9 protein-coding genes are annotated in these 13,133 nt (G+C 69.9%); 7 read left to right on the forward strand and 2 right to left on the reverse strand.

Annotated features, from left to right (window positions below; translation table 11 throughout):
* On the forward strand, nt 1–231 hold a 231-nt coding region (locus tag ACWEV3_RS35330), incomplete at its 5' end, for a hypothetical protein (protein ID WP_452618062.1).
* Here the strand turns inward: ACWEV3_RS35330 and ACWEV3_RS35335 are convergent.
* Entirely contained in the window at nt 226–1,860 is a 1,635-nt protein-coding gene (locus ACWEV3_RS35335; protein WP_452618063.1) for an FUSC family protein, read from the reverse strand. The genes ACWEV3_RS35330 and ACWEV3_RS35335 overlap by 6 nt on opposite strands.
* Nucleotides 1,861–1,911: 51 nt before the next feature.
* On the opposite strand from ACWEV3_RS35335, the gene ACWEV3_RS35340 reads away from it, so the two are divergent.
* From ACWEV3_RS35340 to ACWEV3_RS35355, 4 genes are all read left to right on the forward strand, one after another.
* On the forward strand, nt 1,912–2,394 hold the full coding sequence (locus tag ACWEV3_RS35340) for a MarR family winged helix-turn-helix transcriptional regulator (protein ID WP_235883544.1): 483 nt from the start codon (nt 1,912–1,914) through the stop codon (nt 2,392–2,394).
* Between the two features lie 166 nt (nt 2,395–2,560).
* A complete protein-coding gene (locus ACWEV3_RS35345) occupies nt 2,561–3,829 on the forward strand; it encodes a glycosyltransferase family 87 protein (protein ID WP_452618124.1) in 1,269 nt (422 codons plus the stop codon).
* Between the two features lie 461 nt (nt 3,830–4,290).
* Nucleotides 4,291–8,856 carry a glutamate synthase large subunit gene (gene gltB / locus ACWEV3_RS35350; RefSeq protein WP_452618064.1) on the forward strand — a complete coding sequence of 1,522 codons (4,566 nt, stop codon included), beginning with the start codon at nt 4,291–4,293 and terminating at the stop codon, nt 8,854–8,856.
* Complete coding sequence (locus tag ACWEV3_RS35355; protein ID WP_452618065.1) at nt 8,849–10,300, forward strand: glutamate synthase subunit beta; 1,452 nt, start codon at nt 8,849–8,851, stop codon at nt 10,298–10,300. The genes gltB and ACWEV3_RS35355 overlap by 8 nt, the downstream gene beginning before the upstream one ends.
* 283 nt (nt 10,301–10,583) lie before the next feature.
* Here ACWEV3_RS35355 and ACWEV3_RS35360 read toward each other — a convergent pair whose 3' ends face one another.
* Nucleotides 10,584–11,537, reverse strand: coding sequence for an SDR family NAD(P)-dependent oxidoreductase (locus ACWEV3_RS35360; protein ID WP_452618066.1), 954 nt, complete (start codon nt 11,535–11,537; stop codon nt 10,584–10,586).
* A gap of 55 nt (nt 11,538–11,592) precedes the next feature.
* On the opposite strand from ACWEV3_RS35360, the gene ACWEV3_RS35365 reads away from it, so the two are divergent.
* Together ACWEV3_RS35365 and ACWEV3_RS35370 are read left to right on the forward strand one after the other, a co-directional pair.
* Nucleotides 11,593–12,024 (forward strand): MerR family transcriptional regulator, encoded by a 432-nt coding sequence (locus ACWEV3_RS35365; protein ID WP_132484982.1) that lies wholly within the window; start codon nt 11,593–11,595, stop codon nt 12,022–12,024.
* 251 nt (nt 12,025–12,275) lie between these two features.
* Nucleotides 12,276–13,112 (forward strand): class I SAM-dependent methyltransferase, encoded by an 837-nt coding sequence (locus ACWEV3_RS35370; RefSeq protein ID WP_452618067.1) that lies wholly within the window; start codon nt 12,276–12,278, stop codon nt 13,110–13,112.
* Nucleotides 13,113–13,133: the final 21 nt, after the last annotated feature.

Below are 13,133 nucleotides of genomic sequence, written 5' to 3' on the forward strand. Positions count from 1 at the left end.
AGCGAGCCGAAGTGCTCCACCAGCTGCCGCCGCACCGCCGTCGGCAGGCGCGGCATCATTGAAATCGAACCTTCGATTTCAATGGAAATTGCGGGACGTTCGCTGGCGGAAGGTGTCGGCTCGCAGGTCGTGAAGGCCGCCGGCAAGCTGAGGCCGGGCTTCGGACACGCCTCGGTGCCGCCTATCGTCTGGGCGGGAGCATCGTGTCGTGAGTGGTTTGGGTTGCTATGACGCCCCAAAACGCTCACGGGCCGGAGCCGTCGCAGCGAGGAGCTCGTAGGCAGTGTGCTCGGTGTCGAGGACTTCTCGGGTTCGGGTGTTCCGGTGCCAGGGTTCGCCTTCGGCGACCGCGTAGGCGTTGCGGAGCGCGAAGAGGGACCGCATCAGGCGGGAGCGGGCACCGTCCACAGTGGTCTCTTGGTCTGAAGCGGCGTTGAGGAGGGATTCCCGCGCCCGGCGGCATTCGACGAGAGCCGTGTCGAGGCGGCGGGTGGTCTGGCGGTTGATCAGCAGGAGGCTCACGGCCGCCGCGATCAGCGCGCCGAGCACCGTGGTGCCGATCCGCTCGGCGACAAGGGCGTTGTGCGCCGCCGGGTTGCCGAGCGAGCTGAGGCCGAGGGCCAGGGGAGTCACGAACATCAGGCCCAGCGCGTAGTTGGCCTGCACCACCAGTTCGGCGGCCAGCTGGCAGACCACCACCAGGACGAGGATCGCCATCGGACCCGGGTGGAAGCCGAACATCACCACGGCCGGCAGGGCCCCGGCGATGGTCCCGGTCGTGCGCTGGACCGTCCGGTGCCAGGTGCTCGTCGCGTTCGCCGACTGCAGCACCGCGCTGGCCGACACGATCGCCCAGTACTCGTGCCCGAGGCCCAACGCGCCGGTGATCAACCCGGCGAGCAGGCACGCAACGACCATCCGCCCGGCGCCGGGCAGGAACGGCCCGACCCGCCGCAGCCGCTGGGTGGTCCCCAGTTTCAATTGAAACTGCGAACCACGGGTCCTCGTCCGCGGTTTCAATTGAAACTGGGGTTCCGGGGGCCGGTGGGGTGCGGCCGGGACTCGGCCGCGGTGGATCTTCCGGGAGAGAGCCCGGAGTTCGTCGACGGCGTCAGCGGGGTGGTGGAGCAGGGTTTCCGCGTGGGCCAGGTGGGCGCGGATGCGGTCGAACGTGCCGCGGTGGGGCTTGCCGCGCAGCGTCGCCGACGCCCGGTGCACCGCGAGGTGCGCGCGGTGGCGGGTGGCGTGGTCCGGGGTTTCGAGGTGGTCCGCGACGGCCGCCAGGGCGCGGGCGGCGGCCACCCGGTGGGGCCCGGTCGGGTGCAGCAGGTTGCCGAGCAGGCTCAGCGCCACCGACAGCGCCGCGGATGCGGCGGTGACACCGATGTGCAGGCCGACGGTGGACCAGTCGTGCGAGGCGTACGCGGCCGCGCCGGCCGCGAAGACGAACATCAGGCCGCCGGGCGGGCCGAAGTCGAGCACGTCCGACGCCAGCTTCCCCAGCGCCGCGATCGCCGTGAGCACGAGGACCCCGGCCAGCGGGTGGTCCGTGGTGGCGGCGATCATCGTTGCCGCCGCCACGCTCGCGACCAAGCCCAGCGCGATCAGCGACAGCAGGCGCGCCCGGCGGGCCCACGTGTCCACCCGGCAGTACAGCGACGTGAAGGCGCCGAACGCGGCGAAGGGGACGAGGTCGATGCGGTCCAGGGCCACCAGCGCGACTATCGGCGTGGCGAACGACACGCCGATGCGCGCCGCGGGCACCACCACGCCGCCGACCGTCCAGTTGAACCGCAGCGCTTCGCGGGTGCGCAGGGTCCGGCGGAGGCGGGAGAGGGCGGCGCGGGAAAAGACGTTCACTAGTAAAATATTACCAGATGGTTTACTTGTGAAGGAGTTGCGTTGGGCGACGTGGTCGGACGGATCAGCGCGCAATGGCGCGAGCAGCGCCCGGACCTGGACGTGTCCCCGATCGACGTGATCGGCAGGGTGCGGCGGCTGGGTGCGCTGACCAACCAGCTCGACGAGTCCGCGTTCGCCGACTCCGGGCTGTCGCGGATGGAGTTCGAGGTGCTCAGCGCGCTGCGGCGGGCCGGCGGCGGGCTGCGCCCCAGTCAGCTCACCAGGGAGACGCTGTCCTCCGGCGCGGCCACCACCAAGCGGCTGGCCCGGCTGGAGACCGAGGGGCTGATCACCCGCACCTCGTCCCGGCGCGACCGGCGGGAGATCGACGTGCGGCTCACCGAACGCGGGCTGGAGCTGATCGACCGGCTGTTCCCGGCGCAGCTGGAACGCGAACGCGACCTGCTCGCGCCGTTGGCACCCGACGAACGGGAGAAACTGGGCGAGCTGCTCGCCAAGGTGCTGGAATCACTCGACGGAACCGCGCGATGACGCGCTGTCCTGCGGCGAGGCGAGTGCGGGCAGCTGATCTCGTTGGGTTAGAGTTCTTCGGTTCATCACGGGTGTTTCCCGCGACCTGGCGAACTCGGAGTGATCGTTCGATCACGAAGCGGTGGTCGACGTCGGTCGCCTGATCGAGAGGACCCAGTTGGCCACGGTGCAGTTCGAGTCCGGCCGTGCTGTCCTGAACCTCGGCGGCCTGCCGGACCGGCTTCGCGGAATCGTCGTGAACCACTCCCGCGCCGTCATCGCGGTCTCGGTGCCGCTGCTGATCGCGTCGTTCGCGCTGCTGGTGCTGATGCGGCGGGCCGGGCTGGACCAGGGTTCCGGCATCGACTACCAGGTGTACCGCTGGGCGGTGCACACCTGGCTGGCCGGTGGCGACATCATGAACACCGCCCCGACCGTCAGCATCGGCCGGGTGCTGCCCTGGGTCTACCCGCCGTTCGCGCTGCTGCCGCTGCTGCCGTTCGCGCTGCTGCCGTTCGTCGCCGGGCTGGTCGCGCTCTACGTCGTGGACCTGCTCGCCATCGGCGCGGCGCTGTACCTGGTCACCCGCCACATGTGGCCGGTGGTCGGCAAGCGCGGCGCGCTCGCGGTGGCGATGGCGCTGCTGCCGTGGACGTTGTTCCTGGAGCCGGTGTACGCCTCGTTCGGGCTGGGTCAGATCAACATCGCGCTGATGGGACTGGTCATCGTCGACTGCCTGGCGCCCAACCCGCGCTGGCCGCGCGGCGTGCTGATCGGCATCGCCGCGGCGATCAAGCTCACGCCCGCCGCCTTCCTGCTGTTCTTCCTGTTCCGCAAGGACTTCCGGGCCGTCGGCGTCGCGGTGGCGACGGCCGTGCTCGGCACGCTGGCGGGCTTCGCGCTGAACTACCGGGCCGCCGTGGAGTACTGGTTCGGCAAGGGCCCGGCGCACGGCGTCAGCGGCTCCGCCTTCCACACCAACCAGTCGATCATGGGCGGGTTGGCCCGGTTGGAACTGGCTCCGGTGGCGCAGAACGGGATGTGGCTGGTGCTGGCGCTGGCCTGCACGGCCGTCGTGGCCTACGCGATTCGCCGGACCGAGCCGGCGCTCGCCGTGGTCGCCAACGGCCTGCTCGCGCTGCTGGTGTCGCCCACGTCGTGGTCGGATCACTGGGTCTGGTGCGCGCCGGGGCTGCTGGTGCTGCTCGGCTACGCCGTTCGGCTGCGCAGCCCGGGCTGGCTGCTCGCCGCCGGGGTGACCCTGGCGACCGTTCTCGTCGCGTCGTTCCGGATGCTGCCCACGGGCCCGCCGTGGACGCCGTTGCAGCACGTGTTCGGCAATCCCTATCTGCTGCTCGGATTTGCGCTGCTTGCGCTTCTCGGTCGTTTTGCCCGGAATCAACCGCGGCCGACTGCGCCGGAAGAACCACTCGCTGCGGCCGCGTTGCGGAGTTGAGCCGGGCGTCCCGGCTCGACAGTGGACGGTCTGCGATGGCGAACTCGTTGCCAATCGGGTGAGTTCGCCGTGCTGCACCCGGGGTATCCGGGCGAACACGGAAAATGCTTGTTCTGAACCGAATCCGAACTCGTAGTCCGGCGATTCGGTGGTGCGCAAGAAGATCGTGAACAATGCCACTCGGGGCGTGGAACAGTCGCGTATGGACATTGTCGTGGTGCAGAATTCCCGAGCCCGCCGGGTTTGCGACAACGGTGTCCCAATGGCTGGGAGCTCCGCAATCTTCGTTTAACTTCGCGTTACTCAGCGGTAGCTTTCCGGCTGCTCGCTATGTAGAGTGCCTCAAACTGACCAAGAGTGCAACGGCGCATCCTTTTGTCAGTGCCCCCAAAGGCTCTTGCGGGATCGCAGTGGGTGAGTCATGCCCTGCTGCGACCTGCGGCCTGACGACGGGAGGTCTGATGCCCCAATCCCACCATGCAAGAAAATTGGCGCAGCGCAGCGCCGCTTCCCAGGGTCTTTATGACCCGGCCAACGAACACGACGCTTGCGGTGTCGCATTCGTCGCCGACCTGCGCGGTCGGCGCAATCACGACCTGGTGACCAAAGCGCTGACGGCGCTGCGCAACCTGGAGCACCGCGGTGCCAAGGGTGCCGACCCGGACACCGGGGACGGCGTCGGGCTGCTGACCCAGATCCCGGACGAGTTCTTCCGCGCCGTCGTACCGTTCGACCTGCCCGAACGCGGCGGTTACGCGGCGGGTACCGCGTTCCTGCCCGCGGACCCCGACGAAGCGGCGCGGGCCGCGGCGGACATCGAGCGGATCGTGGCCGAGGAAGGCCTGCGGCTGCTGGGCTGGCGCGAACTCCCGGTGGAGCCCAGCTGCGCCGGCAGTTCGGCGCGCGAGACCATGCCGAGCTTCCGCCAGCTCTTCGTCGGCCACGGCACCGATGCCGCGCACGACGAGACGGCGCTGGAGTTCGAGCGGCGCGCGTTCTGCGTCCGCAAGCGGGCCGAGCACGAAGCCGACGTGTACTTCCCGAGCCTGTCGGCGCGCACCATCGTCTACAAGGGGATGCTGACCGAAGCGCAGCTCGGCGCGTTCTACCCCGACCTGCACGACGAGCGGTTCGCCAGCGCGATCGGCCTGGTGCACAGCCGCTTCTCCACCAACACGTTCCCGTCCTGGCCGCTGGCGCACCCGTACCGGTTCATCGCGCACAACGGCGAGATCAACACGGTCAAGGGCAACCGCAACTGGATGCGGACCCGCGAGAGCATGCTGGCCACCGATCTGATCCCCGGTGACCTGCAGCGGCTGTTCCCGATCGCGACGCCGGGCGCCAGCGACTCGGCGACCTTCGACGAGGTGCTGGAACTGCTGCACCTGGGCGGCCGGTCGCTGCCGCACGCGGTGCTGATGATGATCCCCGAGGCGTGGGAGAACCACGCCGAGATGGACCCGGCCCGCCGCGCGTTCTACGAGTTCCACAACTACCTGATGGAACCCTGGGACGGCCCCGCGCTGGTGGCGTTCACCGACGGCACCCAGATCGGCGCGGTCCTCGACCGCAACGGGCTGCGGCCCGGGCGCTACTGGGTCACCGAGGACGGGCTCGTGGTGCTGGCCAGCGAGGTCGGCGTGCTGGAGGTCGACGCGGACAAGGTCGTCCGCAAGGGTCGCCTGCAGCCGGGCCGGATGTTCCTCGTCGACACCGGCGAGGGCCGCATCATCGACGACGACGAGATCAAGGGCGAGCTCGCCGCCGAATTCCCGTACCAGGAGTGGCTGGACGAGGGCGTGGTGCGCCTGGCGGACCTGCCGGAGCGCGAGCGCGAGCTGCCCTCGCACGACTCGCTGGTGCGCCGGCAGCAGGTCTTCGGCTACACGCAGGAAGAGCTGGGCGTCCTGCTCAAGCCGATGGCCGCCACCGGTGCCGAGCCGATCGGCTCGATGGGCAACGACGTGCCCTTCGCCGCGTTCTCCGAGCGGCCGCGGCAGCTGTTCGACTACTTCACCCAGCTGTTCGCTCAGGTCACCAACCCGCCGCTGGACGCGATCCGGGAAGAACTGGTCACCTCGCTGAGCACCCACGTCGGGCCCGAGCACAACCTGCTCGACCACGACCCGCGGGCCTGCCACAACCTGGCGCTGCCGTTCCCGGTGCTGGACAACGACGAGCTCGCCAAGATCGTGCACGTCGACGACGACGGCGACCACCCGGGCCTCAAGCCCGCGGTGATCGATGCGACGTTCCGCGTCGCCGGTGGCGGCGAGGCGCTGCGCACGCGCCTCGACGAGATCTGCGACGAGGTCTCGGCCGCGGTGGCGAGCGGGGCGCACGTGCTGGTGCTTTCGGACCGCTCGGCCGACGTCGAGCGCGCGCCGATCCCGTCGCTGCTGACGACCGGTGCCGTGCACCACCACCTGGTGCGCGAGAAGAAGCGCACCCAGGTGGGCCTGATCGTCGAAGCCGGCGACGTCCGGGAAGTGCACCATGTCGCTCTTCTCATCGGTTACGGCGCCGCTGCCGTTAACCCGTATGTGGCGATGGCCACCGTCGAAGATCTGGTGCGCGGTGGCGTGATCAAGGGCGTCGACGCCAAGCAGGCCACCGCGAACCTCATCAAGGCGCTGGGCAAGGGCGTCCGCAAGACCATGTCCAAGATGGGAGTGTCCACTGTGGCCTCCTACACGGGCGCACAGATCTTCGAGGCCATCGGCCTCGGCGACGAGGTCGTGCGGCAGTGCTTCACCGGCACCACCTCGCGGCTCGGCGGCGTCGGGTTCGACGTGCTGGCCGAGGAGGTCGCCGACCGGCACCGGCGGGCGTACCCCGCCGACGACGTCGCGGCACCGCACCGGACCCTGCAGACCGGCGGTGAGTACCAGTGGCGGCGCGAAGGCGAGCCGCATCTGTTCAACCCGCAGACGGTGTTCAAGCTCCAGCACTCCACGCGCAGCGGTCGCTACGAGGTGTTCAAGGAGTACACCCGGGCCGTCGACGACCAGTCGCAGGAGCTGATGACCCTGCGCGGGCTGTTCAAGTTCCGCGACGGCGTGCGCAAGCCGGTGCCGATCGACGAGGTCGAGCCGGTGTCGTCGATCGTCAAGCGGTTCGCCACCGGCGCCATCTCCTACGGGTCGATCTCGCAGGAGATGCACGAGGTGCTGGCCATCGCGATGAACCGGTTGGGCGGCAAGTCCAACACCGGTGAGGGCGGCGAGGACGCCGATCGGTTCACCCCGGACGCAGGCGGCGATTCGCGGCGCTCGGCGATCAAGCAGGTCGCCAGCGGCCGGTTCGGCGTGACCAGCGAGTACCTGGTCAACTCCGACGACATCCAGATCAAGATGGCGCAGGGCGCGAAGCCCGGCGAGGGCGGGCAGCTGCCCGGCCACAAGGTGTACCCGTGGATCGCCAAGACCCGGCACTCCACGCCCGGCGTGGGCCTCATCTCGCCGCCGCCGCACCACGACATCTACTCGATCGAGGACCTGGCGCAGCTGATCCACGACCTGAAGAACGCCAACCCCAGGGCGCGGATCCACGTCAAGCTGGTGTCCGAGGTCGGCGTCGGCACGGTCGCCGCGGGTGTGTCCAAGGCGCACGCCGACGTGGTGCTGATCTCCGGCCACGACGGCGGGACCGGCGCCTCGCCGCTGTCGTCGATCAAGCACGCCGGCGGTCCCTGGGAGCTCGGGCTGGCCGAGACGCAGCAGACGCTGCTGGCCAACGACCTGCGCGACCGGATCGTGGTGCAGACCGACGGCCAGCTCAAGACCGGGCGCGACGTGGTGATCGCGGCCCTGCTCGGGGCCGAGGAGTACGGGTTCGCCACTGCGCCGCTGGTGGTCTCCGGCTGCATCATGATGCGGGTCTGCCACCTCGACACCTGCCCGGTGGGCGTGGCGACGCAGAACCCGCAGCTGCGCGAGAAGTTCACCGGCAAGGCCGAATACGTGGTGAACTTCTTCGAGTTCATCGCGCAGGAGGTGCGGGAATACCTGGCGGAGCTGGGATTCCGGTCGCTGGCCGAGGCGATCGGGCACGCCGACCTGATCGACACCTCCGATGCCGTGCGGCACTGGAAGACCCAGGGCCTCGACCTCACGCCGATCACGCACGTGCCGGAACTGCCGCGCGGCGCGGCGCGGCACCAGACCACCGAGCAGGACCACGGTCTGGAGAAGGCGCTGGACAACACGCTGATCCAGCTGTGCGAAGGGGCGCTGAAGGAAGGCAATCCGGTGCGGCTGGACATGCCGGTGCGCAACGTCAACCGCACGGTCGGCACCATGCTCGGCTCCGAGCTGACGCGGCGGTGGGGCGGCGAGGGCCTGCCGGACGACACCATCGACGTGACGTTCAGCGGCTCGGCCGGGCAGTCCTTCGGCGCGTTCGTGCCGCGCGGCATCACCCTGCGGCTGCTGGGCGACGCCAACGACTACGTCGGAAAGGGCTTGTCCGGTGGGCGGATCGTCGTTCGCCCGGACGCGTCCGCGCCGTTCGCGGCCGAGCAGAACATCATCGCGGGCAACGTGCTGCTCTACGGCGCGACCAGCGGTGAGCTGTTCGTGCGCGGCGTCGTCGGCGAGCGGTTCTGCGTGCGCAACTCCGGTGCCGTGGCCGTCGTCGAAGGCGTCGGCGACCACGGTTGCGAGTACATGACCGGTGGTCGCGTGGTGATCCTCGGCGAGACGGGGCGCAACTTCGCGGCCGGCATGTCCGGCGGCGTCGCGTACCTGCTGGACCTGGACGCCAGGCGGATCAACCCCGAGATGGTCGACCTGGACCCGCTGGACGACGCCGACCGCGAGTTCCTGCACGACCGGGTTCGGCGGCACTACGAGCAGACCGAGTCGGCGGTGGCGCGCGAGCTGCTGGCCGACTGGGACGCCGCCGTCGAGCGCTTCGGCAAGGTCATGCCGAGGGACTTCAAGCGGGTGCTCGCGGCCCGGACCGCCGCCGAACGCGACGGGCGCGACGTCAACGAGGCGATCATGGAGGCCGCACATGGCTGATCCCAAGGGATTCATGACGACGCCGCGGGAAACGCCGCGGCGTCGCCCGGTGGACGTGCGCATCAAGGACTGGCGCGAGGTCTACCTGGAGTTCGAACAGCCCAAGCTGCAGAAGCAGGCTGGCCGCTGCATGGACTGCGGGATCCCGTTCTGCCACCAGGGTTGCCCGCTGGGCAACCTGATCCCGGAGTGGAACGACCTGGTGTGGCGGGACGACTGGCAGGAGGCCGCGGAGCGGCTGCACGCCACGAACAACTTCCCGGAGTTCACCGGGACGTTGTGCCCCGCGCCGTGCGAGGCGGCTTGCGTGGTCGGCATCAACTCCGACCCGGTCAGCATCAAGCAGGTCGAGATCACCATCATCGACAAGGCGTGGGAAGCCGGTCACGTCCGCCCGCAGCTGCCCCGCGCGGGCACGGGCAAGAACGTCGCCGTGGTCGGCTCCGGGCCCGCCGGGCTCGCCGCGGCGCAGCAGCTGACCCGCGTGGGCCACAGCGTCGTGGTCTACGAGCGGGCGGACCGCATCGGCGGGCTGCTGCGCTACGGCATCCCGGAGTTCAAGATGGAGAAGCAGCGGCTGGACCGGCGGCTGGGCCAGATGCGGGCCGAGGGCACCGAATTCCGCACCGGCGTGAACGTCGGCGTGGACGTGACGGTCGAGCAGCTGCGCGACGACTACGACGCCGTGGTCCTCGCGGGCGGTGCGACGCAGGCGCGCGATCTGCCGGCGCCGGGGCGCGAGCTGGACGGCGTGCACCAGGCGATGGAGTACCTGCCACTGGCCAACAAGGTGCAGGAGGGTGACCTCGCGCGCTCGCCGATCCACGCCGAGGGCAAGCACGTGGTCGTCATCGGTGGCGGTGACACGGGCGCGGACTGCGTCGGCACGGCGCACCGGCAGGGCGCGGCTTCGGTGACGCAGCTGGAGATCATGCCGATGCCGCCGGAATCGCGTTCCGAGGCGCACCCGTGGCCGACCTACCCGATGATCTACCGGGTGTCCTCGGCGCACGAGGAGGGCGGCGAGCGCCTGTACTCGGTCAACACCCAGGAGTTCCTGGGCGACGACCAAGGCCGCGTGCGGGCGCTGCGGTTGGTGGAGGTGCGGCGCACCGACACCGGCTTCGAGCCGGTCGAGGGCACGGAGCGGGAGCTGCCCGCGCAGCTGGTGCTGCTCGCGATGGGCTTCGTCGGCCCGGAGCGAGCGGGTCTGCTGGAGGATCTGGGCGTATCGCTGGACGCCCGCGGCAACGTCGCCCGGGACGAGAATTTCATGTCCAGTGTGGACGGAGTCTTCTCGGCGGGGGACATGGGCCGCGGCCAGTCCCTGATCGTCTGGGCGATCGCCGAGGGCCGCTCCGCGGCGGCGGGAGTCGACCGCTACCTGGCGGGTCGCAAGATCCTGCCGTCGCCGATCGCTCCCACCGATCGTCCGATGGTGTGATCGAAGCCGATTCACCGCGAGCCGCGGCGAGGCCCTCCCGGCCTCGCCGCGGCTCGGTCCCACCGTAATTTCCATTGAAATCGATGAGACGATTTCCATTGAACTTGCGGGAGTTGTCCACAGCCGTCGGTGTGTCGTGGCGCGACACGCCGACGGTCCGCAACTTCCATTGAAATCGAAGGTTCGATTTCCATTGAAGTTGCGGGGCGACCGGGCCCGTTCGGGTCGGAAGGGCCGCCGGGTCGGGCGACCGCTTCGTGTCGACTGGGAAACCCGGGTGCTGTCAGGCGAAGGCGTCGACGCCGGTGAGCTCGGCGGAGAGCGCCCACAGCCGGGCCGCCTGGTCCGGGTCGGTCGCGTAGTCGCGCACGCCGGTCCAGCCCTCGGTGCTGTCGGTGGGTTCGGCGATGTCGCAGTCCTCGCAGTAGGCGCCGCCCATCCCGGCCAACCGGGGGGAGGTCGCCGCCCAGACCTGCGTCGCCGCGCCCTGCTCCGGCGTCTTGAAGTCGCTGTTCACCAGGTTGCCCGCCGCGTCGATCCAGCCCGCCGCGACCATCTCCTCCTTGGGCAGGTGGCGCACCAGCGGCGTGAGGATGGCGCCGGGGTGCAGCGAGAACGCGCGCACGCCGCGATCCCGGCCGAGCGCGTCGAGGTGGGTGGCGAACAGCGCGTTCGCGGTCTTCGACTGGCCGTAGGCCAGGAACCTGTCGTAGCCGCGCTCGAAGTGCGGGTCGTCCCACCGGATCCCGGAGAACTGGTGGCCCGCCGAAGACACCGAGACGACGCGCGCACCCGGCGCGATCGCCGGCCACAGCAGGTTGATCAGCGCGAAGTGGCCCAGGTGGTTCACCGCGAACTGCATCTCCCAGCCCGGACCGACCCGGGTCTCCGGGCAGGCCATGGTCCCGGCGCTGTTGATGACCAGGTCGATGCGGCGGCCGGCGGCGAGGAACCGGTCGGCGAAGCCGCGGACGCTGTCCAGGTCGGCGAGGTCCAGCCCGGCCACCTCGACATCCCCGAGGGCTTCCCGCGCCTCGGCCACCCGGCGGGCGGGGACGACGACGTGCGCCCCGGCGTCGGTGAGCGCGCGGGTGGTCGCCAGACCGATGCCGGAGTAGCCGCCCGTGACGATCGCGAGCTTGCCGGTGAGGTCGATCCCGCGCAGGACTTCGGCGGCGGTGCTGCGGGCGCCGAACCCGGATCCGATCTGGCCCTGCGGTGTTGCGGTTGCTGTCATGCGGCGGACGCTATGAGCTAGAGCCCGCTCTAGGTCAAATCAGTAGGCTCGCGGCATGACCCACAGCGCCTCGGAGCTCAGCATCGGACAGGTCGTGGAACGCACCGGGCTGAGCGTGCACGCCCTGCGCTTCTACGAACGCGAGGGCCTGCTGATCGGCCCGGTGCGGCGCAATTCCAGCGGCCGCCGCGTCTACCGCCGGCTGGATGTCGAGTGGCTGGTCAACTGCACCAAGTTCCGCGCCTCCGGGATGCCGCTGGCCACCATCCGGCACTTCGCCGAGCTGGTCCGCAGCGGACCCGGCAACGAGGACGAGCGGCTCGCGCTGCTGCGCGAGCACCAGCGGCAGGTCGTCGACCGGATCAACGAGCTCACCGACTGCCTCGCCCTGATCGACCACAAGGTCGCGGTCTACGAGGAGCACGTGTCCAACGGCACCGCGAGCGGCCTGTGGAACCTGCCGGAATCCGCCGATCAGGCGGGCTGACGCGGACTTCGCGGTGCTGGAGTGGGCGGACCGTGGCACTTTTTGTTGTCGCCTGACAACAAAACGCCGGTACGCGAGTACACATTGGATCGTGAATCGAACTCCCTTCTGACGTGGTGGATTTTCGCCGCCGGAGGCGGTGTGCGCCGGAAAGCAAGCGCGTTCACCGATCTGGACGAAGCCTTGGCCCGAAGGTGTTGCAGATGATCAACGGGCCTCGGGAGCCCGGGCGCGCTGCCAGAATCGAGGGCATGTCGCAGTCCAGGGGAAACAGGACGCCGTTCGACGAGATCTACGACCAGCCCGACCCGCGTGCCTACTTCCGCAGCCTCGGCCGGTACGGCTACCGGACACCGCACCACGCCCAACCGGTGTTCCGCCGCCTCCTGGCGGAACGGGCGAAGTCCGGTCGGGTGACGGTGCTGGACCTGTGCTGCTCCTACGGCATCAACGCCGCGCTGCTCAACCACGACCTGACCTTCGACGACCTCCACGCCCACTACACCTCGCCGGACGTGGCCGAGCTGCGGACCGCGGAACTGATCGAGCGCGACAAGGACTTCTACGCCGCTCGCCGCCGCGCGGACGCAGTCCCGGTGGTGGGCCTGGACATCGCCGCGCCCGCGATCGACTACGCGGTGGCCGCCGGCCTGCTCGACGCCGGTTTCACCGAGAACCTGGAGGCCTCGTCCGCGTCTCCGGCGTTCTTGCGGACCGCCGCTCCGGCGAACCTGATCACCGTGACCGGCGGCGTCAGCTTCCTCTCCGCCCGGACCTTCCACCAACTGCTGCACGCGGCGGCCGAACCGGTGTGGGTGGCCGCGTTCGTCCTGCGCACCGGGACCTATCGGCCGATCGCCGACGCCCTCGCCGAACACGGGCTCGTCACCGAGGTCGACGCCGACCGCACCTTCGTGCAACGCCGGTTCACCGACCCGGAAGAGCAGCACTACGCCATCGCGGCCGTCGAGGCCACCGGAGCCGACCCCGCCGGGAAGGAAACCGGGGGCAGCTACCACGCCGTCCTGCACCTGTCCCGTCCGCCGCAACACCTGACCACGCCTTACGGCCGCATCGTCGCGCCCTGAACCGCCGCCGCAGCGTTGCGC

The sequence above is a fragment of the Saccharopolyspora sp. NPDC003752 genome (genome assembly GCF_053605825.1).